At 64.2% G+C, this 20,295-nt stretch carries 18 protein-coding genes; 12 read left to right on the top strand and 6 right to left on the bottom strand.

Going from position 1 to position 20,295, the window contains the following annotated elements; genetic code table 11:
* Positions 1-7: 7 nt before the first annotated feature.
* Positions 8-205, bottom strand: coding sequence for a heavy-metal-associated domain-containing protein (locus IFT98_RS09540; protein ID WP_192048216.1), 198 nt, complete (start codon positions 203-205; stop codon positions 8-10).
* A 155-nt stretch (positions 206-360) separates the two neighbouring features.
* Between IFT98_RS09540 and IFT98_RS09535 the strand changes: the two genes are divergently transcribed.
* Positions 361-747, top strand: a complete 387-nt coding sequence (locus IFT98_RS09535; RefSeq protein WP_122714690.1) for a hypothetical protein — start codon at positions 361-363, stop codon at positions 745-747.
* Between the two features lie 57 nt (positions 748-804).
* The gene (gene cueR, locus IFT98_RS09530) at positions 805-1,206 is read left to right on the top strand and encodes a Cu(I)-responsive transcriptional regulator (protein WP_192048214.1); all 402 of its coding nucleotides are present in this window, start codon (positions 805-807) and stop codon (positions 1,204-1,206) included.
* Positions 1,207-1,242: 36 nt separating this feature from the next.
* On the opposite strand, the gene IFT98_RS09525 is transcribed toward cueR, so the two are convergent.
* Together IFT98_RS09525 and IFT98_RS09520 are read right to left on the bottom strand one after the other, a co-directional pair.
* Complete coding sequence (locus IFT98_RS09525) at positions 1,243-2,136, bottom strand: PA4780 family RIO1-like protein kinase (protein ID WP_192048212.1); 894 nt, start codon at positions 2,134-2,136, stop codon at positions 1,243-1,245.
* 165 nt (positions 2,137-2,301) lie between these two features.
* Complete coding sequence (locus tag IFT98_RS09520; protein ID WP_192048210.1) at positions 2,302-3,084, bottom strand: AraC family transcriptional regulator; 783 nt, start codon at positions 3,082-3,084, stop codon at positions 2,302-2,304.
* An 87-nt stretch (positions 3,085-3,171) separates the two neighbouring features.
* Here IFT98_RS09520 and IFT98_RS09515 point away from each other — a divergent pair, with 87 nt between their 5' ends.
* Positions 3,172-4,203, top strand: coding sequence for a bile acid:sodium symporter family protein (locus tag IFT98_RS09515; protein WP_192048208.1), 1,032 nt, complete (start codon positions 3,172-3,174; stop codon positions 4,201-4,203).
* Here the strand turns inward: IFT98_RS09515 and IFT98_RS09510 are convergent.
* A complete protein-coding gene (locus IFT98_RS09510; protein WP_192048206.1) occupies positions 4,190-5,479 on the bottom strand; it encodes an acetyl-CoA C-acetyltransferase in 1,290 nt (429 codons plus the stop codon). The two genes, IFT98_RS09515 and IFT98_RS09510, sit on opposite strands and share 14 nt — an antisense overlap.
* A gap of 131 nt (positions 5,480-5,610) precedes the next feature.
* Here IFT98_RS09510 and IFT98_RS09505 point away from each other — a divergent pair, with 131 nt between their 5' ends.
* From IFT98_RS09505 to IFT98_RS09475, 7 genes are all read left to right on the top strand, one after another.
* Positions 5,611-6,951, top strand: a complete 1,341-nt coding sequence (locus IFT98_RS09505) for a 3-oxoacyl-ACP reductase (protein WP_192048204.1) — start codon at positions 5,611-5,613, stop codon at positions 6,949-6,951.
* Position 6,952: 1 nt separating this feature from the next.
* Positions 6,953-7,819 (top strand): MaoC family dehydratase, encoded by an 867-nt coding sequence (locus tag IFT98_RS09500; RefSeq protein ID WP_192048202.1) that lies wholly within the window; start codon positions 6,953-6,955, stop codon positions 7,817-7,819.
* 54 nt (positions 7,820-7,873) lie between these two features.
* Positions 7,874-8,179 (top strand): MazG-like family protein, encoded by a 306-nt coding sequence (locus tag IFT98_RS09495; RefSeq protein ID WP_192048200.1) that lies wholly within the window; start codon positions 7,874-7,876, stop codon positions 8,177-8,179.
* Positions 8,176-8,925: a methyltransferase gene (locus IFT98_RS09490; RefSeq protein WP_192048198.1), complete on the top strand. Its 750-nt coding sequence runs from the start codon at positions 8,176-8,178 to the stop codon at positions 8,923-8,925. The genes IFT98_RS09495 and IFT98_RS09490 overlap by 4 nt, the downstream gene beginning before the upstream one ends.
* A 20-nt stretch (positions 8,926-8,945) precedes the next feature.
* Complete coding sequence (locus IFT98_RS09485; RefSeq protein WP_192048196.1) at positions 8,946-9,563, top strand: DUF4136 domain-containing protein; 618 nt, start codon at positions 8,946-8,948, stop codon at positions 9,561-9,563.
* Positions 9,564-9,581: 18 nt separating this feature from the next.
* A complete protein-coding gene (locus tag IFT98_RS09480; RefSeq protein WP_122714681.1) occupies positions 9,582-10,145 on the top strand; it encodes a DUF4136 domain-containing protein in 564 nt (187 codons plus the stop codon).
* A 122-nt stretch (positions 10,146-10,267) separates the two neighbouring features.
* Entirely contained in the window at positions 10,268-10,738 is a 471-nt protein-coding gene (locus IFT98_RS09475; RefSeq protein ID WP_192048194.1) for a prepilin peptidase, read from the top strand.
* 25 nt (positions 10,739-10,763) lie between these two features.
* Here IFT98_RS09475 and pbpC read toward each other — a convergent pair whose 3' ends face one another.
* A complete protein-coding gene (pbpC, locus tag IFT98_RS09470; RefSeq protein WP_192048192.1) occupies positions 10,764-13,172 on the bottom strand; it encodes a peptidoglycan glycosyltransferase PbpC in 2,409 nt (802 codons plus the stop codon).
* A 53-nt stretch (positions 13,173-13,225) separates the two neighbouring features.
* Here pbpC and IFT98_RS09465 point away from each other — a divergent pair, with 53 nt between their 5' ends.
* A complete protein-coding gene (locus tag IFT98_RS09465) occupies positions 13,226-13,519 on the top strand; it encodes a hypothetical protein (RefSeq protein WP_122480298.1) in 294 nt (97 codons plus the stop codon).
* 48 nt (positions 13,520-13,567) lie between these two features.
* Here IFT98_RS09465 and IFT98_RS09460 read toward each other — a convergent pair whose 3' ends face one another.
* Positions 13,568-18,469: an alpha-2-macroglobulin family protein gene (locus IFT98_RS09460; RefSeq protein WP_192048190.1), complete on the bottom strand. Its 4,902-nt coding sequence runs from the start codon at positions 18,467-18,469 to the stop codon at positions 13,568-13,570.
* 398 nt (positions 18,470-18,867) lie between these two features.
* Here IFT98_RS09460 and IFT98_RS09455 point away from each other — a divergent pair, with 398 nt between their 5' ends.
* Positions 18,868-20,205: an MATE family efflux transporter gene (locus tag IFT98_RS09455; RefSeq protein ID WP_192048188.1), complete on the top strand. Its 1,338-nt coding sequence runs from the start codon at positions 18,868-18,870 to the stop codon at positions 20,203-20,205.
* Positions 20,206-20,295: the final 90 nt, after the last annotated feature.

The following is a 20,295-nucleotide window of genomic DNA, read 5'->3' as shown; positions in this document are numbered from 1 at the left end:
AACCGGGTTATGCGGCGGTCGCGCTGTAGCCTTCTTCGCTGATCAGCTGGATGATTCGCTCGGGCGGCAGGTTGCCGTCGGTTTCGACTTTGCCCGATGCCAGATCGATCTGGACCTGGGCAGCCGGATCTTGAGCGGTAATGGCCTGAGTCACGGCGCGTACGCAATGGCCACAGGTCATGCCTTGCACGTTGAACAGTTGCATGGGAGATACCTCGCTGGACGGGACTGCGATCATTCTCAACCTTCCCATCGAGGCAAGGTCAAGGTAAAGATCAAGTTCTGCTCGGATCGGCCGGGCTGGAATTCCTTCAGCGGCTCGTCCAAGCTGGACGCTGCCCCCCTGCCAGGAGAAATTCGATGCGCCCCACCACTGCATGGCTTTTCGGAATGTGTGCCCTGGCAGCGCAGAGCTGCTGGGCCGGTGCCAGTACCGGTCAGCCCTACGGCATTCTGATCGTTTCCCGAGAGCGGCTGGAAGTCGCCACGTCCTGCGAGATCGGGGTGTACCTGCAGGACCAACTGGTCGGGCGGCTGTTTCAGGAGCAGGCCACGTCGTTCAACCTGCCGCCAGGCCCCGTGTCGGTCGGTTTGCGTCAGCTTCCTGGGCAAACGCCCGGGTGTGCGCCGGGCATGACCGAATACAAGCCGGTGATCGTGACCCTGCAGGCCGGGCAGATTCAGAAATTCCGTATCGCTGCAGGCAGCGCCGGCTTGTACTTGAAGCCCGAGCCACTGGAGTATTGACCTTGCCAGAGGGGCAAGGTTGATACTGGCGCAAACGCATCCGAGGACATTTCGCGCATGAACATTGGCCAGGCCGCTCGCGAAAGCGGCCTCAGTGCAAAGATGATCCGTTACTACGAGTCCATCGGACTGCTCGCGCCAGCCGTGCGCAGCGACAGCGGCTACCGCCTGTATCAGGCAGCAGACGTGCACACGCTCGGTTTCATCAAGCGCTCGCGCGACCTTGGGTTCTCACTGGAAGAAGTGGCCAGGCTGCTCACGCTGTGGCAGGACCGCAGGCGTGCCAGCGCCGACGTGAAACAGCTGGCGCGCCGACATATCGACGAGCTCGACCGTCGAATCGGCGAGCTGAGCAGCCTGCGCGACACCCTGGAACACTTGGTGGAGCACTGTCACGGCGATGACCGCCCGGACTGCCCGATCCTTCAGGAGCTGGCATCCGGGGGTTGTTGCAGCTGACGCAGGGAATACGGCATCGGCTTCAAGCGCGGCCGCTTACTGCAACCAAGGCGGAGGCGGTTCTTCCGTTGTCTTGGTTGGCTGTTCATCGGCCTCGCGCGCGGCACGTCGGCGAATGTCGTCCAGGCGCGCGGCCTCGATTTCACGCATGACCCCGCCTACATCGGCTTCCACTTCTTCCTCTGCGAACTCGCCGGTCAACACGCTGGCCGGGTGCAGTTTGCCTTCTTCGTACAACGCCCACATTTCCTTGGCGTAGCGCGTCTGGCGAAGCTCGGGAGCGAACCGGCCGAAATAGCTGGCCATGTTGCCGACGTCACGCTCGAGCATGCTGAAGGCATGGTTGTTGCCCGCCGCATCCACGGCCTGCGGCAGATCGATGATCACCGGACCATCGGGCGTCAGCAGCACGTTGAACTCGGAGAGGTCGCCGTGCACCAGGCCTGTGCACAGCATCAGCACGATCTGGTGGATGAGGAACGCGTGGTACTCGCGCGCCTGGTCCGGTTCCAGCTCGACGTCGTTGAGACGTGGGGCGGCGTCGCCGTCCTCGTCGCAGATCATCTCCATGAGCAGCACGCCCTCGAGAAAATCGTACGGCTTGGGCACACGCACACCGGCGCTGGCCAGCCGGAACAACGCCGCAACCTCGGCGTTCTGCCAAGCGTCCTCGGTTTCCTTGCGGCCGAACTTGGAGCCCTTGGCCATTGCCCGGGCCTGTCGGCTGTTGCGCACCTTGCGGCCTTCCTGATATTCGGCCGCCTGGCGAAAGCTTCGTTTGTTCGCCTCCTTGTAGACCTTGGCGCAGCGCAATTCCTTGCCACAGCGCACCACATAGACAGCTGCTTCTTTACCGCTCATCAGCGGTCGCAGCACCTCGTCCACCAGACCGTCCTCGATCAGCGGTTCAATGCGTTTTGGAGTCTTCATCAGCTTTTATTCTGGGTCCTTCGTAGCCAAACACGCGAATTCTGGCGGCATCGTCTCACAGCGAGCGCGGCTTGCCGACCCGAGCCTGTAAAAGGATGCAAACAACTCGCCAAGCGGTGGACGATCATAGCGCTTTCGCGGCGCATGGACAGTGGCGCTCATGCATTAAAGCTCGCCCGGGGTGAAACCGAACAGCGCCTTGAAGGCAGCGATGAAGGCCGATGTGGATTCGTAACCGTTGTTCAACGCGGCCGTGGTCACACTGTCACCGTTTTCCAGCGCCTGCAGCGACGACAGTAGCCGCATGCGCTGCCGCCAGGCGCGAAAGCTCATGCCGGTTTCGCGCTGGAACAGGCGCATCAGGGTCTTTTCCGACGTCCCCAGGCGATGCGCCCACTGGGTCAGCGTGGTGGCCTGATCAGGGGCGGCAATCAGCTGGTTGCACAACGCCAACAGACGATGCTCCCTAGGCAGGGGCAACGAAAACGCTACCTCGGGCAGCCCTGCCAACTGATCCAACAATACCTGCACCAGACGTGCCTGAGCGGTGTCACCGGCCGGGTAGTCATGGGGCAACTCGCAGAAACCCTTGATCAGCTCGCGTGCCAGCGGGGTGACCTCGAGCACCTTGCAGTGCTCCGCGAGCCAGGGCGACTCTTCTTTGCGCACGTACAGACTGCGCATCTCGGCGCGCATCGAGGTGACGACCTTGTGTTCGACACCCGCCGGAATCCAGATGCCCCACTGCGGAGGGGCGAAGAAACTGCCTTCATCGGTGTGCACGCCGAGGACGCCGCTGATGGCGTAGGAAAACTGCGCCCAATCATGTCGGTGGGCAGGCGTCCACGACCCTGCACCCAGGCTTTCGGCACGCGCATACAACGGCCGAGGCAGGCTTGCCAAGGCTGGGATGGGGCGTGGTGGCGATGCATGTCCGTTTGGCGGCATTGATTGGCCCTCTGTCGCAAGACGGCAATAGAGTGCCTGAGTTAGCCTGCAGTTCTCAATGTCCATCGACGCACAGGCGATTCATTCATGCACATTCTCAAACACCTCAAGCGCGTGGTGACCGATTGGTTTCTCTGCGGCATGGTGCTGGCAGTCCTGCTGGCGTGGATTTTTCCAGGATTCGGCGCCACCGGCGGCGCCATGCACGCAGGTCTGGTGACCAATATCGGCGTGTTCGTGGTGTTCTTCCTGCATGGCATGAACCTGTCCAGCGAGCAGATCCGCCACGGATTGAAGAACTGGCGCCTGCATGTGATGGTTCAGGCCTTCACCTTCGTGGTGTTCCCGCTGCTGTGGCTGGCCTGCGACAAGACTCTTGGGGCATTCATTCCCGGCACCTTGATGGTGGGCTTTCTGTACCTCGCAGCCCTGCCCTCGACCATATCGTCGTCGGTGGCATTGACAGGCAGTGCGGGCGGCAACGTGCCAGCAGCGATCCTCAACGCCAGCCTGTCGAGCGTGCTGGGTATCTTCATCACGCCGTTTCTCTGCGCGCTGGTGGTCGGTGGCGGTTCGGGGGGCATCGACCTGGGGGAAACCCTGCTCGACCTGTGCGCCATGCTGCTGTTGCCGCTGGTGCTGGGGCAACTGCTGCGGCCGTTGTTCGGCAAATTCTTCGGACGGCACAAGCGTTACACCAACCTGATCGACAAGGCGGTGATCCTGCTGCTGGTGTATGCCGCCTTCTGCAACTCGATGGTATCGGGGCTGTGGCAGCAGCAGGGCGCATCGGTATTGGCCATGGCCGTGGGCGGCAGCGCCTTGCTGTTGGCGCTGATCCTGCTGCTGACCACGCGCACCGCCAAAATGCTGGGCTTCAGTCACGCCGACAAGGTGGCCGCCGTATTCTGCGCCAGCAAGAAGTCATTGGCGGCAGGCGCACCGATGGCGGCGTTGATCTTCGGCAGCAACCCCGGCCTGGGCTTGATTCTGCTGCCGATCATGATCTATCACCCGCTGCAGTTGATCGTGTGTTCGATCATGGCGGAAAACTATGCCAACCAACTACGCGTGGAAACTGCAAGCGTACCCGTGGGCGCAACCGTCAGCGCTCGATGATTGCAGTGACGCCTTGGCCACCGGCTGCGCAAATTGAAATCAGGCCGCGGCCACGGCCGGCTTTGTCCAGAAGCTTGCTCAGGTTGCCGAGGATGCGCCCACCGGTGGCCGCGAACGGGTGCCCTGCCGCCAGTGAACTGCCCTTGACGTTGAGGCGGCTGCGATCGATCGAGCCTAGCGGCGCATCCAGCCCCAGGCGCGTGAGGCAGTAGTCTGCATCCTCCCAGGCCTTGAGGGTGCAGAGCACTTGTGCGGCGAAGGCCTCATGTATTTCGTAGTAATCGAAATCCTGCAGGCTCAAGCCGTTGCGCGCCAACAGCCGCGGAACCGCGTAGACCGGCGCCATCAGCAGCCCTTCCCGCCCTCCCACGAAGTCCACTGCAGCGGTCTCCCCATCGCGCCAGTACGCCAGCACCGGCAGCCCGCGCTCCCTGGCCCAGGCTTCGCTGGCCAACAGCACCACCGACGCGCCGTCGGTCAAGGGCGTGGAGTTGCCTGCGGTGAGCGTGCCCTGCTGGCTTTTCTCGAACACTGGCTTGAGCGCCGAGAGCTTCTCCAGGGTCAGGTCGGGACGCAGATTATGGTCGCGGACCAGCCCGCCGAATGGCGTGGTGAGATCGTCCTGCCAGCCTTGCGCATAGGCGGCGGCCAGGTTCTGGTGACTGCGCAGCGCCAGTTCATCCTGCTCGTCGCGGGGGATGTTCCAGTGCTGCGCCATCAGCTCGCAATGCTGCCCCATCGACAGACCGGTGCGCGGCTCGCCGTTGCGCGGCAGCTCGGGGCGCAAATGCTGTGGCCGCAGTTGCAGCAATGCCTTGGCTCGTTCGCCCAGCGATTTGGCCCGATGCGTCTGCAAGAGGATCTGGCGCAAGCCTTCATCGACCGCGATGGGCGCATCGGACGCACTGTCGACACCGCCGGCAATGCCGCATTCGATCTGGCCCAGCGCGATCTTGTTGGCCACAAGCAGCGCGCTTTCCAGACCCGTGCCACACGCTTGCTGCACATCGTAGGCCGGCGTCTGTGCGGACAGCCGCGAGCCCAGTACGCTCTCCCGGGTCAAGTTGAAATCGCGGGAATGCTTGAGCACCGCACCGGCGGCAACTTCACCCAGGCGCAGGCCGTGCAGACCATAACGTTCGATCAGGCCTTCGAGCGCGGCCGTGAGCATGGCCTGATTGCCGACTCGGGCGTAGGGCCCGTTGGCGCGAGCGAACGGGATACGATTGCTGCCAACGATGGCAACCCGGCGCACCGTATGCGTGTCTAGGTTCATGTCGAACATCCTGGATTGAAAGGCTGAAGCGAGATTCCGGGTCGAGCATGATGCATGGCACGGGGCCCGGGCGAACGACGCGCGCCTTGCCGTGGTCCACACTTTGAACCCTTTGAACCGGAGCACGTTCCATGTCCGATCGATATATCGACTTCGCCAACTCCGACCTTGGCCGTCGCCTGGTAGGGGCCGTTGGCCTGCCTGCGCCGGCGCGCCTGGAGCGCTGGCAGGGCGGACGGTTGCGACCGGTGGAAGGCACCCTGCTGCTGGGCGGCGGTGGGCTCGCCGACAAGGTGGCCAGCTTCGCTTCACGCTTGACCGACACCGCGTACGGCGCCGCCGACCTGCCGAGCTGGACCGCCGGCCTGGGACCCAAGCTCAAAGCCGTGGTGTTCGACGCCAGCGAGCTCGTCGACAGTACCCAGCTGGCACGCTTGCGCGAATTCTTCCAGCCGGTGATCAAGAGCCTGGACCATAACGCGCACATCGTCATTCTGGGACGCGACCCCCGCGACCTCGAAGCCCCTGAGGCACACATCGCCCAGCGTGCCGTGGAAGGTTTCAGCCGGTCGCTGGCCAAGGAGTTGCGCAACGGTGGCACCTTGCAGCTGCTGTATGTCGCGCCTGACGCCGACGAACAGCTGGAAGGTGCGTTGCGCTTCTTTCTTTCGCCCAAGAGTGCGTTCGTGTCGGGCCAGGTGCTGTCGCTGCAGGCCAGCGCCCGCCAAGTCACTGACTGGACCCGCCCGTTGGCAGGCCGCAAGGCGCTGGTCACCGGCGCCGCACGCGGCATCGGTGCGTCGATCGCGGAAACCCTGGCGCGCGACGGCGCCGAAGTGATCCTGCTCGATGTGCCCCAGGCACGCCATGATCTGCAAGCGTTGGCGGCACGGCTGGGCGGGCGCACGATTGACCTCGACATCTGCGCCGACGACGCCGCCAGCCAGCTGATCGCAGCGCTGCCGGAGGGGATCGACATCGTGGTGCACAACGCCGGCATCACCCGCGACAAGACCCTGGTCAACATGACGCCCGATTATTGGGATTCGGTGCTGGCGGTCAACCTGCTCGCCCCGCAACGGCTGACCCAGGCGCTGTTCGACAGTGGCACGCTGCGCGATGACGGCCGGGTGGTATTGCTCTCGTCGACTTCGGGGATTGCCGGCAACCGTGGGCAGAGCAACTATGCCGCGAGCAAGGCCGGACTGATCGGCCTGGCGGAAGCGTTCGCCGCCAGGCTGGCCACACGCGGTGCGACCATCAACGCCGTGGCACCTGGCTTCATCGAAACCGGCATGACCGCACAGATGCCTTTTGCCCTGCGCGAAGCCGGGAGGCGCATGAGCTCACTGGGCCAGGGCGGCCAACCGCAGGACGTTGCCGAGGCCGTTGCCTGGCTGGCGCAGCCCGGCAGTGGTGCCGTCAATGGCCAAGTGCTGCGCGTGTGTGGCCAAAGCATTCTGGGGGCCTGACATGGCAATCCACTGGCAGACTTTGGCACGCAATCCCGACCTGCCCAGCGCCTATCTGAAAGCGGCGCTCAACCGCAAGATCACTGGCGAGCGTCTGCCTGAGCTGGGCCTGCGTTGCAGTCTTTCGGCAGACCCGCGACACCTGGCGGCCTACCGCGAACTGTGCGGGTTCGGCGAAGGCGGCATGCTGCCGGCCACTTATCCGCATGTGCTGGCGTTTGCCTTGCAGATGCGCCTGATGACCGACAAAAGCTTTCCGTTTCCCCTGCTGGGCCTGGTCCATCTACGCAATCGCATCGAGGTGTTGCGCCCTTTGGGCGGGGTCGCCGGTGTACGGGTCAGCGTGCATGCGCAGAACCTGCAGCGCCATGAGAAAGGGGTGACGTTCGACCTGGTGACCCAAGTCGACGATCCCTTGGGGCCGCTGTGGCAGGAACACAGTACCTTTTTGTGTCGCCACGCCAAGGTCGAGGGCCTGCCGGAGTCCGTGCTCGCGCCCGTCTCGCATCCGCAGCAGGCCTTGGTAGCGGTACATCGCTGGTATGCGGCGGCGGACACCGGACGACGCTACGCGCGAGTCTCGGGCGATTACAACCCGATTCATCTGAGCGCCCTGAGCGCGCGTCTGTTCGGCTTTCCCACGGCCATTGCCCATGGCATGTGGAGCCTGGCGCAAAGTGTGGCGGCCCTGCGCGAGCGCCTGCCGTTGAGCAATTACCAGCTGGCGGTGGAATTCCACAAACCGGTACGCCTGCCCAGCGAGTTGATCTTGAGCGCCACCGCTGCAGGGCTCGGCGGGCAGTTGGCCTTGCATGGGCGCGATGAGCTGTTGCACATGAGCGGCACCTGGGGGCCTGTGGTTCTGTAGCTATTGCGTTCGGCAAAGTTCGGCTTGAAGCTATGCGCCTTCAGGAGCTTTGCAATGAACCTAGACGCACTTACCCAACGCCTTCATCAGATCCGCGAAAACAACGATTGGCGGCGCTTTCACAGCCCGAAGAACCTGGCCATGGCCGCCAGCGTGGAGATGTCCGAGCTGCTGGAAATCTTCCAGTGGCTGACCGAAGACCAGTCGCGACAACTGTCGGCCGAGCAGCTCGAACATGCCGGCCAAGAAGTCGGTGACGTGGTGCTGTACCTGTTGCTGCTGTGCAGCGAGCTGGGCCTGGACATGGACCAGGTGGTACGCGCCAAACTCGCCGATAGCGAGCGGCGGTTCGTTCGATGAACGATCGCCATTTCGATCAACTGGCGACCCGCTTTGCCGAGAAGATCTATGGCGGCGCGAAAGGCGCGATCCGCCTTGCCGTGCTCCAGGCCGACCTGCGCGAAGCCCTGCCTCAGCGCTCCCTGCGCGTGCTGGATATTGGCGGCGGGCTGGGTCACATGGCCTTGTGGCTGGCCGAGCAAGGTCACCAGGTTACCTTCAGCGAACCGGCTGAACCGATGCTTGAGGGCGCGCGCGCGCGCTTCGCAGCAGCGGGCCAGAACGCCACGTTCATCCAGGCGTCCTGGCAGCAGCTGCCCGCGCTCGGATTGCCCGCCTTCGATCTGGTGATCTGCCACGCCGTGCTGGAATGGCTGGCCGAGCCCCATGCCATTCTGCCCGTCCTGCATTCGCTGACTGCCGCCAACGGCTGGCTGTCATTGGCGTTCTACAATCGCGATGCGCTGGTCTACCGCAATCTGCTCAAGGGGCATTTCCGCAAACTGAACAGCAATGAGCTGGCAGGCGAAAAGCAGAGCCTTACGCCCCAGCAGCCATTGGACCCGCGCGAACTGGCCGCGCAACTTGACGGCGCCTGGCGTGTCGAATCCAAAAGCGGTGTGCGTGTGTTCCACGACTACATGCCCGTCGATTTCCAGAAGCGCGCCGACCTTGCGCAACTGGTCGAAATGGAGCTCGCCCATCGGCGCCATCCGGCATTTGCCGGCCTGGGTCGCTACCTGCACTGGATCTGCCGCCCTGCTTGATCGGTATCTTGGAGACTGCCATGCGTCGCCTGTCCCTTTGCGCTTTCTGCCTGACCCTGGCGGCCTGCCAAAGCCCCAATCCCTATGTTGCCAGCTCCAGGCCCCTGCCGCCGGCCCCCGCGCAGGCAGCGCAGACGTTCGATGCCAGTGCCTACCCCGCTCCCCCGCGCGACTATGCCCGGTATCGCAATTGGGCCTGGGCCAACGGGCAGCTACCGGCCGGGACCAGTTGGGCGGACTCTGCGCAGATCGCCGAAGCGGTCAGCAATGCCCTCGACCAGCGCGGCTTGCGACCCCAGCGCAGTGGCGACAATGCCGACTTGCGAGTCGGCACCAGCCTGCGCATGGAAACCCGCCTGCAACAAACCCGCGACGATGTCGGCTACGGGGCCGGCTACGGACGTGGTTATGGCGGCTATGATCGCTACGACCGTTATGGCGCCTATGGCAGCTATCCGGTGGTACGCACTTACCAGATCCAGGTGATGATGGTGCGCATCGACCTGTTCGACGGCAAGAGCGGCCAGCCCGTCTGGAGCGCGAGTGCTGAAACCAGCAGCCAAGGCAGCCTGAGCGATCGTAACGAGGCGTTACGCAACGCTGTGCAAAAGGCGCTCACGGCTTATCCTCCTTCCTGACCCACAGGAGATTTCACCATGTTGCGTCGTCTTGCCGTTCTACCGCTGGCCCTGCTGCTGAGCGCCTGCCAAACCCCTCGAGTCAATCATGATTTCGATGCCAGCCGCGACTTCGCGGCCTATCGCAGCTGGGCCTGGAAAGAGCCGGCGGTGCAATATCGGCCAGACGATCCGCGGGTTCGCAGCGACCTCACCGAGCAGCGCATTCGCCAGGCCGTCAGCAGTCAGCTCGACCAGCGTGGCTTGCGCCCTGCCGCTGCCGGTGGCCGTGCCGACGTCACGTTGCAGGCCTACTTGATCGTCGACAATCGTCAGCAGCAGGTCACGACCAATTATGGCGGTGGCTGGGGCGGTGGCTACTGGGGTCCGTATTGGGCCTCGCCCGCCATGAATGAAACACGCAGCGTCGATTACAAGGTAGCGACCCTGCAGCTGGACATGCTCGATGCGCGGGACGGCAAACTGGTGTGGCGTGGCAGCACCGAACAACTGGTCAACGACAATGCCGTTTCGCCAAGCGAGCGCAGCACTGTCATCCAGAAAGCGGTGAGCGACATCCTGTCCACCTACCCGCCTCGCTGAGCCTGCCGCCAGCGATGAAAAAAAGTGTCGCAGCAACCCCATCGTCACGCGGCAGACGTCTAATCTGAAACAGAAGGCCTGTTTCAGAAGTGAGTGACTGTCGTCGTCAAGCGGGTGCTGCCATGCCAAGTCTCGTTCTTCTCCTGTGGTTTACCTTGTGCGCCGAGCAGGACATCCGGCAGCGGCGCATCGCCGACAAACTGACCGTCGGCGCCGGGGTGCTGGCGCTGGTGTGCCTGTTTGCCACCGGGCACACCTGGATCGGCTCGAGCATGGTCGAGGCGGCCGCAGCGCTGGTGTTGAGCATGGCCCTGACCTTGCCTGGCTACCTCAATGGCCGTCTGAGCTGTGGCGAGGTCAAGCTGCTCTGGGCACTGGCGCTGGCCTCGGACAGCAGTCACCTGGTTGGCACGCTGATCGGAGGTATCGTGGCCTTGGTGCTGTGGGTCTTCGTGTCACCGATGATCTGGTACCGGTTGAGCATTCGCTATAGGCGCAAGGTGGAGTACCTGAACCCCGAGTCGGCAGCCGTGCTGCCGCTCACGCCGTTTCTGTTGGCAGGGTTCGTGCTGACACTGTTCTGGCTGAGCTGATCAGCCGGGTTGGCGCCCGCCATGCTCAGTCCACCACGGTCAGCTCGGCCCTGGCGGTCTGCCCCGCCTCGTCCAGCACTGTGACTTGATAGCGCCCCGTGCGCTCGAACACTGCGTTCAGACCAGCGTCCTGCGCACTGCTTTGCTGGGGCACACCATTGATGAACCACCAACGCTGCCCCTGCCCGCCGAGTGTTTCGAGGTGTATCCGCAATGGGCCGGCGTCGGCGGCCGGATGGCGCAGCCGATCACCGCTGCGCACGCCGACGATCGACAAGGGAGCCATGGCCGGCAACGGTGGCGCGGGGCATTGCGGATCCGAGTCCGGCACACGCATCTGGCGATGTTCGGCCTTGGCCAGCCAAGGCTCGAGTGCGGCCGGCCACAGGGCGATGGACCTTGCCTGGGCGCCGGGGCAGGAGGCGCTGGTGCGCAGCCCATTGGACGAGAGCCAGACCTGCTCCTGCAGCCCGGTACCCAGCGGTTGGTCGAGCGCCTGCAGGGTGGGCGGGATGGTCTTGTCCAGTGTCCAGGCAAAGCGTTGACGTCGGCAGTTGGGGTCGCGCCGATCCAGCGCTTGTCCCAGAGGCCAACAGATCGCGGCCACGCCGACGCTGGACGGTACGCGCTGGACAGGCGCCGCAATGGCCCGCTGCGTGTCGCGATTGCTCAGGACATCGTGCACCTGCAGCATCAACGGCGCGGCCGAAGCCAGGCCGAACTGTCCGGGTACCGGGGTGCCATCCGGGCGACCGATCCATACCCCGATCAGATAACGCGGGCCGATGCCGATCGACCAGGCGTCACGAAAACCGTAACTGGTGCCGGTCTTCCAGGCCAGCGTCGGACGCCGGACGAGTTCGGCGCGCAGATCTTGATCCGGCCGAGCCTGACCGCTGAGGATGCGCCGTACGATCCACGCCGCGCCTGCCGACATCATCGGCCGCTCGCGCAGTACATCCTGCGGCTGCCAGCGCAGCGCAGCACTGTTGCCGCCGCGGGCAAAGGCACTGTAGGCGGCGACCAGATCGTCGAGGCGACTGCCCATCCCACCCAGGATCATCGCCAGGTTGGGCTCGGCGGCCACGGGCCAGCTCAGGTGCAGGCCGCCGTTGCGCAACTGCGCGGCAAAGCGCTTGGGGCCCAGCGCCTCGAGCACCTGCACGGCGGGCAGATTGAGCGACAGGGCCAGCGCCGAACTGGCCGCGACCGGACCGCTGAATCCTGCGGAAAAATTGCCTGGGCGGTAATCACCGTAGCGTCGCGGGACATCCTGCAACAGAGACTCGGAGTGAATCAGACCGGCGTCCATGGCCATGCCGTAAAGAAACGGCTTGAGCGTGGAGCCCGGCGACCTGACGGCACTGACCATGTCGACATGGCCGAAGCGCCGGTCATCGGCCAGGTCCACCGAGCCCAGGTAGGCGCGCACGGCCATGGTCTGCGCATCCACCACCAGGATGGCCGCCGAGGTTCGCTCGGGCAGGCGCGCTCGCCAGCCCAGCAGCAAGTCTTCCAGGCGCCGTTGCAGACTGGCGTCGATCAAGGTGTGGATCAGCGGCGGACTGTCACTGCGGTTCAGGCGCCTGGCCAGCAATGGCGCCGACGCCGGCTCCTGCCGCGGGGCCAGCATCAGAGGCTCCTGTTGCGCGTCGCGTACCTGTGCAATGGGCCATACGCCGTGCTCGGCCATGCGCTGCAGGACTTTGTTGCGAGCGCTTTGGGCCTGCTGCGGATGGCGGTCGGGACGCAGCCGGCTGGGCGCCTGGGGCAACACTGCCAACAAAGCGGCTTCGCTGCGAGTGAGCTGCGCCGGCGACTTTCCCAGATACGCCCAACTGGCCGCCGCCACGCCCTGCAAGGTGCCACCGAACGGCGCACGGTCCAGGTACAGCGTGAGGATCTGCGCCTTGCTCAGGTGCCACTCCAGCTGCGCGGTTCGCCATAGCTGATGCAGTTTGCCGGCGAAGGTCCGTGAATGCGGATCGAGCAACCGGGCCACCTGCATCGATAGCGTACTGCCTCCTGACAGCACGCGACCACCGCTGAGGTTGAGCCAGGCCGCGCGGACCAGTGCCAGTGGGTTGATCCCTGGATGCTGGTAGAACCAGCGGTCCTCGTAGGTCAGCAAAGCTTCGAGATAATAGGGTGAAACCTGGTCCACGCTGACCGGATATCGCCATACCCCTTCGGCATCGGCGAAACGCCACAGCGGTGTGCCGTCCTCGGCAAGTACCACGCGCGCCAGATCATCCCGGGGCAACGGCAGTGGCCAGAGTCGATCGGCCAGCCACAGAAGAAAGACCGGCACACAAATCGCCAACAGCGCACAGCGAATGAATCTGCCTCGACGCGGTTTCGAAAAAACCAGAAAGCTGCGGATCAAGTGCGTCGACCTTGCAGGCGCTGTCGGGAACTTGGCTCGCTGGCGCATGGCCAAAGGGGGCACAATGGCATGAATGCCACTAACCGAGTCAGGACGCAACTATGCATGTAGAAGGCTTTTTCGAGTGGCTGGGACAGGCGCTGGGCGCAATCATTCGCTGGGTGGTAGACAGCCTGAGCTGGTTGTTCAGCCTGCTCGGCAACGCAGGAGGCAACTTCGTCGACGGCCTGTCGCGGACCCTGGGCATGGACACCAATGTCGTCACCATCGCCGCGTTGATCGTCGGCTTGCTGTTCCTGTACTCCGCTGTCCGAGCGTTCATGCGTGCATCGATCATCATGGGCGTCATCTGGGCCGTACTGGGCCTGTGGTTGCTGAGCTGGATCATTCAGTGAGCCATGGGTCGAATGGCAAGGGCAGCCGTTCGCTGCCCTTGCCCAGCCTCACCTCGGGCGTACCGTCAGGTCCGCTGGCGTAATGCCGACGGCCTGCCAGTTGGGCCGGTACATCGACTCCACCTGCGGTGGCGGTACCTTGTAGATACCCGGCGTCACTGCACGGGCGAGATACAGCAAGTGTGTGCTGCCGTAGCCATCCAGCTTGAGCGCTGCCACGTAGCGGTCATCGCGAAACTCCTGATGCTGCAGATTGGCGTTTTGCATCGATTCGCGCCACTGCCGGACACTGCTGCTGGCGTTATCCAGGCTGGCGGCACTTAGCGCCAGGTTCTGGTTTTCGATTTCCAGCCCAGCGGGCAGCAGATCCACCACCAGCGCGTCCGGTACACGCTGCTTGGCACCCACTACCAGATGCACCAGCACCAGCTCGCCACTCTTGAGGGTATCGAGCTTGAGCGGCTCGCCGTCCAGACCCAGGTATTGGCGACGGATCGACAGGTTGTCTGCGTGCGGCGCCGGCGGCCATGCCGGATAGCCCGACAGCGTCACCTGCTGGTACAGCGGCTGCTGTGCCTGGGTGGTAACGGTGAGCGACTCGGACAGCGCGCCGTCCGCAAGTTTCAGCGCTGGCTGGGCGTCACTCAATAGGTGACTGACGCCGGCACTTTGTAGTTGGGCAGTCCAGGGTTGCTCGGGCAAGGCCAGCGCATTGCGACCGGCCAGATACAGGGCATTGCGCTCCTGGGTCGATAGCCAACTGCTGCTGGCCAGCAGATCCGAGAGGGTGAACAGGCGTTCTTCGAGTGTGGATTTGCTCAGATCGTTCTCCTGCAGCAAGGCCAGGATCAGTGCCTGGTCACGCAGCGGGGTGCCATAGTCGCCGAGCCAGTCGCTGTCGTTGCGTCCTGCCGCCAGACCGGCTTGCAGTGCCTGGTCGGCACGGGGCTGATCACCCATTTTCTGCAGCGCGATCGCCAATTGCACCAGTGGCAGGCCCGAGCGCGCATCGCTGCGCCGTTCGAACAGGCTGCGCAGCGCGCCCAGCGGTGCCTGTTGGCTGCGCGCCAGCACCAGGCCGGCATAAGCCTGGACCGCAAAGCGGGTGTGGTCGAGATTGTCGCTGTAGTCGGCCTCGATCAGGTCGCGCTCCTGCAGATAGCGCAACAGTCGCTCGCTGGCTTTCTTCAGCGGCTCGGGCGGTACGGCGTAGCCCTGATCGCGGGCACGCAGGAGGAAATCGGTGACGTACGCGGTCAGCCAGTACTCTTCCTCGCCATCCGCACCCCACAGGCCGAAGCTGCCGTTGTAACGCTGCATGCCCAGCAGCCGCTCGATACCGATGTCCATCTTGCGCGTGCGCTCGGCGTCGGTGTCGCTTTCCACACCCAGCCTTTTCAGGCTGGCGGCATCGGAATACAGCGACGGGTAGAGGCCACTGACGGTCTGCTCGAGGCAGCCGTAGGGATACGCCTTGAGAGCCTTGATCTGCTCGCCGATGTTCAGAGGCGGCCGGTTCGACAGGCTGAGCAGGGCTTCGCGCCCAGCGGGCTCGAAGGGCGACAGGGCACCGGCGGGAAGCGTCCAGGGCTGATCCTTGAGCACGTTGCGCAGATGCCTGACCAACGCCGGATAGGCGGGACGCACGCCCAGGGTCCAATCCTGGGTAATGGCAGGCAAGGTTTCGCCGGGCAGGTTCAGCCCGTCGATCTGTGCCTTGATGTGACCTTGACCCAATCCGCCCGTGGCTTGTACCTGTAGATGCAGGGTCTGACGTTGCCCCTTGGCCAGTTGCAGCGGTTGCCGGGGGGCGTCCAGCAGGGTCAACGGCCCGTCTGCGTTCACCTGCACGGTCAGGGTTTGCGCTTGTTCGGTGAGGTTGGTGATGTCGAGCGCAATGCGGGCCTGGTCGCCACCGGCCAGGAAGCGCGGCGCGGACAGTTCTGCAACCAGCGGCGCGGCGACCACCGTGCGCGCCTCGGCCATGCCGAAGCGATCATCGGTCCAGGCCTGGGCCATCACGCGCAACTCGCCGTTGAAGTCAGGAATATCGAGGGTCATTTGCCCTTCGCCCTGCTCGTTCAACATTACCGGAGCGCTTTGCAGCGCAACGATGGTGACGCTGGTCTGCGGGCGCTTGCCGCCCTTGGCCAGATCGGCCGCGTCACCACCGAACGCCAGGCTGGCCAGTCGGCCCTGCCCCGCTTCGATCAACTGTCCATAGATGTCCAGTTGGTCGGCGCCATAGCCCTTGCGGCCGAACAGCGCGGCGAAAGGATCGGGTGTGGCGTACTGGGTGATATTGAGAATACCGACGTCCACCGCTGCCAGCAGTACGTGGGCCTGACGGGGGATGCTGCCATCGCTGTTGCGGGCAGTGACCTTGACCGTGAGCGGCTGCTGCGGGCGCATGGTCGCAGGCGCCTCGAGGGTCAGCGCCAGCTTGCGCGTGGCACGTTCGAGCGGCAGGTGCAGCAGGCCGACCGCACGCTTGGGGGTGACGTTGGCCTTGCGCTCGCCGGGACGGATCACCAGCGCGCTGATGTAGAGGTCGTGGCGGGCCCATTTCGGATCGACCTTGATGTCGAAGGTCTTGCCCTCGGCAGGTACGTCGATCTCCTGCCACCACAAGGGGCCCTCGGCGGACTCCACCAGCAGATAGCCATTGCCGGCCGCGGGCGGTGTCACTGTCACCCTGGCTGTATCGCCATCTGCGTAGTGGGGCTTGTCCAAGGCGAGCTTGACCTGATCGGGGCGTACCGCGCCGCCTTCGGTGTTGTCCTGCCAGCTGTAGCCGGCCCAGAAGCGCAGGCTGCTGACCAAGCCGGTTTGCGGATCTTCGACCTCGACGCGGTACGGCCCCCATTCAACGGGGAAGCTGACCTTGGCGGTGCCACCCTCCGCAACTGCAACGGTTTCCTCGCTCAGGTTCAGGTATTTCTCGTTGTAGTTGTAGCTCCAGCCGTCGCTCTCGGAGTAGTTCCAGTAGTAATCGCGGCGTTCGCGCACCAGGCGTACCTTGAGGGCATCGGCAGCGAGCTTGCGACCCTGGGCGTCGGCCACGAGCAACTCGAACTCGGCCGGTCCATCGCCGTCGACGTTCTCGCCCTCGAACGTTCCTCGCACACCGGGCAGCCGATCTGCAGGCCACACCGGTTGCACCAGACGACGGGTAATGGGCCGGCCGCCGGATTCCTGCAGGCTGGCTTGCAGCACCACCTGCAATGGGGACTTGGCTTCGCTCCAGCGGCTATCGATGGCCAGAGTCGCCCTGCCCTGCGCGTCGAGAGTGGTCTCGTCCAGCTCCAGGTCCTGACTGAGTTCGCCTTCGGTCAGCGAGCCGAACTGGAACCCGGGCAGCGTCGACACAGCCTCGCGCAGCGGACGCACGTAAACCTGACCGCTCAAACGATTGCCCGCAGCCGGCGCGCCGTACAGATAGCGGCCGGTCACGTCGACAGCCAGCGCATCGCCGGGCGCGATGGGCGTGTCCGCGCCCTTGAGGTCCAGCGCCATGCGCTCGGGGAGAAAATCTTCCACCTGGAATTCGTGAACCTGAGGCTTGCCGTCGCCCAGATCGAGCAGCAGTTGCCAGCGCCCGGTCGGCGCTTCGCCAGCCAGTGGCAACTGGTACTGATACAGGCCTGAGGCGTCCGGCTGCCAGACGAACTTGCGACTGAGCTGGTCGTCCGGGCGGCGCACCTCGACGCTGACCGGTTGCGGCTTGACCGGGTGCCCGTCGTTGTCGCGCAACAAGGCATTGAGCAACACGGTTTCCCCGGGACGGTAGAGGTCTCGCGAACCGAACACGAAAAACTGCAACGGGTGCGCCTTGGGTCCGGCGATGTCGAACTCGGCCAGATCCAGTGCCGCGGTGTTCAAGCGCAGCAGGCTGGTCTGGTCGCCCTGGCGCGCCAGCAATACTTCGGCTTTCACCGGCGAGGCGAGTTGGGCATGGCCGGCGGCGTCGGTCTTGCCTTCGCCGATGACCCGGCCCTGGGCGTCGAGCAACTGCAGGCTGACGTCGGCCAAGGCCTTGCCGCCCTCCAGGGCCTGGGTGAATACATCCATGCGCTCGGCATAGCGGTGCACGGACAGGCCGATATCGCTGAGGGTGAACAGCGTCGCCGGCTGCGCATAGTCGTAGCTGCCCGAGGCGCGCATCACCGCCAGATAGACGCCTGGTTGCTGCAATGGCTTGATGCCGCCGAGGGGCAACAGCAGGGTCTCGCGGGTATTGCGTGCGGGATCGAGATCGAAGCGGCCGCCGTAGACCAGTTCGGCCATGGGCAACAGCTCGCGGGATTCGTAGCTTTGCAGGCTGCTGTTGCGGCCCCAGCGGCTGAGAAAGGCTGGCAGTTGCTCGGGTCGGACGCGGAAGAATTCGACATCGACCTTGTCGACATTCAGGGCAATGACCGGCAAGCCTTCGGCGAGCCGGGTGGGCAACAGCGAGCCGCGGCTGGCGAAGCCTACGGTAGGCTGCAGGTCTCGGGTTTCGAGGCGAACGGTGTGTGCGGCTGCCAGGGTGTTCTGGTTCACGGAAAGCAGACCGGTATCGACCGTGAGTAGCAGTTTGCGCTTGGGTTCCAGATGGCGAAAGCGCAGCTCCATGAGGTTGTCGGACAGTTCCCAGGCGCCGTCCAGCTTGCCACGGGTGCTGTCAACCAGATGAACCTTGTCGGCGAAATTCTGCTTGGGGTCCAGCGGTGCAGTGAAGGTCACGGCGAGGGCACTGGCGCCGTCGAGCTGGACTTCGGAGACGTCGGCAACGGCCAGTTCACGGCCTTTGTAACGTTGCGCCAGGGCCGCCAGATCGACGCTCGCCGCAGGCTTGGGCAGAGCATTCACGGTGGCCGGTGGCGAGGGCTCGACAGGTTTCTCCGATGTCGATGAATCGCACCCGCCGAGCAGGGCCAGGGCGCAGGCCAGAAACAGTCCTTTGTTCAATTCGAGGTACCAAGGCAGTGAAAAGCAAGGCTGAGAATATATATCAATATTGATGGTTTCGTGGCCGGGGTTACCGGCTGAGACAAGTGTACTGGGGTATGTCAGGTGGACCGCGCCGATTCCTTCGCGGCCACGGACCGCTCCCACAAGGATTGCGATCCTCCTGTGGGAGCGGTCATCGGCCGCGAAAGGCGCGCTGCGGTGTGTCAGGGGTATCGCAGCGTATTCTTCGCGGCCACGGACCGCTCCCACAAGGATTGCGATCCTCCTGTGGGAGCGGTCATCGGCCGCGAAAGGCGCGCTGCGGTGTGTCAGGGGTATCGCAGCGCATTCTTCGCGGCCACGGACCGCTCCTACAGTGGGCTGGGCTACAATCCCGGCCCCGACTTGGAGCCTACATGTCCATCCTACTGACCGATTGGCGCCACCGCCCTACTCACACCAGGGTCTGGGCCCTGGCTGCGCCGATGATCCTGTCCAACCTGTCGGTGCCCTTGGTGACGCTGGTGGACAGCGCGGTGATCGGCCATCTGCCCCATGCCCACCAGTTGGGCGCAGTGGCCGTGGGGGGCAGCCTGTTCACCTTCATGGTGTCGCTGATGAGTTTTCTGCGCATGGGCACCACGGGGTTCGCCGCACAGGCTGCCGGACGCCATGATGGTCGTGCACTGCGCCAGATTCTGGTGCAGAGTCTTGCCCTGGGCCTACTGTTCTCCTTGCTGCTATGCGTGCTGGCGCTGCCCTTCAGCCATCTGGCCCTGAGCTTCATGGCACCGTCTGCAGCACTGGAACAAGCCACCCACGATTTCTTCCAGACACGTCTGCTGGGGCTGCCTGCCGCCCTGGCCAGCTACGCCTTGATCGGCTGGTTCCTTGGTACCCAGAATGCCCGCGCGCCGTTGCAACTGCTGCTGACCACCAACCTGGTCAACATCGCCCTTAACCTGTGGTTCGTGCTCGGCCTGGACTGGGGCGTGATCGGCTCGGCGCGCGCCTCGGTGATAGCCGAATGGGTAGGCGCCCTGCTCGGCCTGGCACTCACTCGCCCCTCCCTGCGAGCGTATCCGGGCGCCATGGCCTGGGCGGCGCTGAGGTCATGGCGCAACTGGCGCCCGCTGCTGGGGGTCAACCGCGATATTTTCCTGCGCAGTCTGGCGCTGTCCGGGGTCTTTCTGCTGATCACCATCCAGGGCGCCCGCTTCGGCGATGCCACTGTGGCCGCCAATGCGCTGTTGCTCAATGGCCTGTTGATAACTGCCTATGCGCTGGACGGCCTGGCCCATGCGGTCGAAGCCCTGTGCGGCCACGCCATCGGTGCGCGCGATCGGCAGACGCTGCGCCGCTCGATGGTGGTGTCCCTGGGGTGGTCGCTGATTGCCAGCAGCGGGTTTGCCGTGCTGTTTCTGCTGGGCGGGCATGTATTCATCAACCTGCAGACCGATATTGCCAGTGTCCGCGAGGCGGCCTACCCGTTCCTGCCATACCTGGCGGTGCTGCCGTTGATTGCGGTAGGCAGCTATCTGCTGGACGGCCTGTTCATCGGCGCTACCCGCGCCCGGGAGATGCGCAATGCCATGCTGGTCAGCGTAGCGGTGATGTTGCCGATCGGCTGGTTGAGCAGCGGATGGGGAAATCACGGCCTGTGGATAAGCTTCCTGCTGTTCATGGCGCTGCGTGCGGCGACGCTGGGGTGGGTGGCGTGGCGGTTGCAGCGCAGGGATGAGTGGGTATCGTAGCGGATGGATATAAACGACGGTCCACACTCCGTTCACAGCTTCTATACCTCGAACAGCGCCCATACATCCCTATGGCAAGAACTTCAATAC

It is taken from the genome of Pseudomonas sp. CFBP 8770 (assembly GCF_014841705.1).
In the GTDB taxonomy this organism is placed as follows: Bacteria; Pseudomonadota; Gammaproteobacteria; order Pseudomonadales; family Pseudomonadaceae; genus Aquipseudomonas.
Note: the sequence above shows the minus strand (reverse complement) of the source record. Positions and strands in the feature narration are given on the sequence as shown.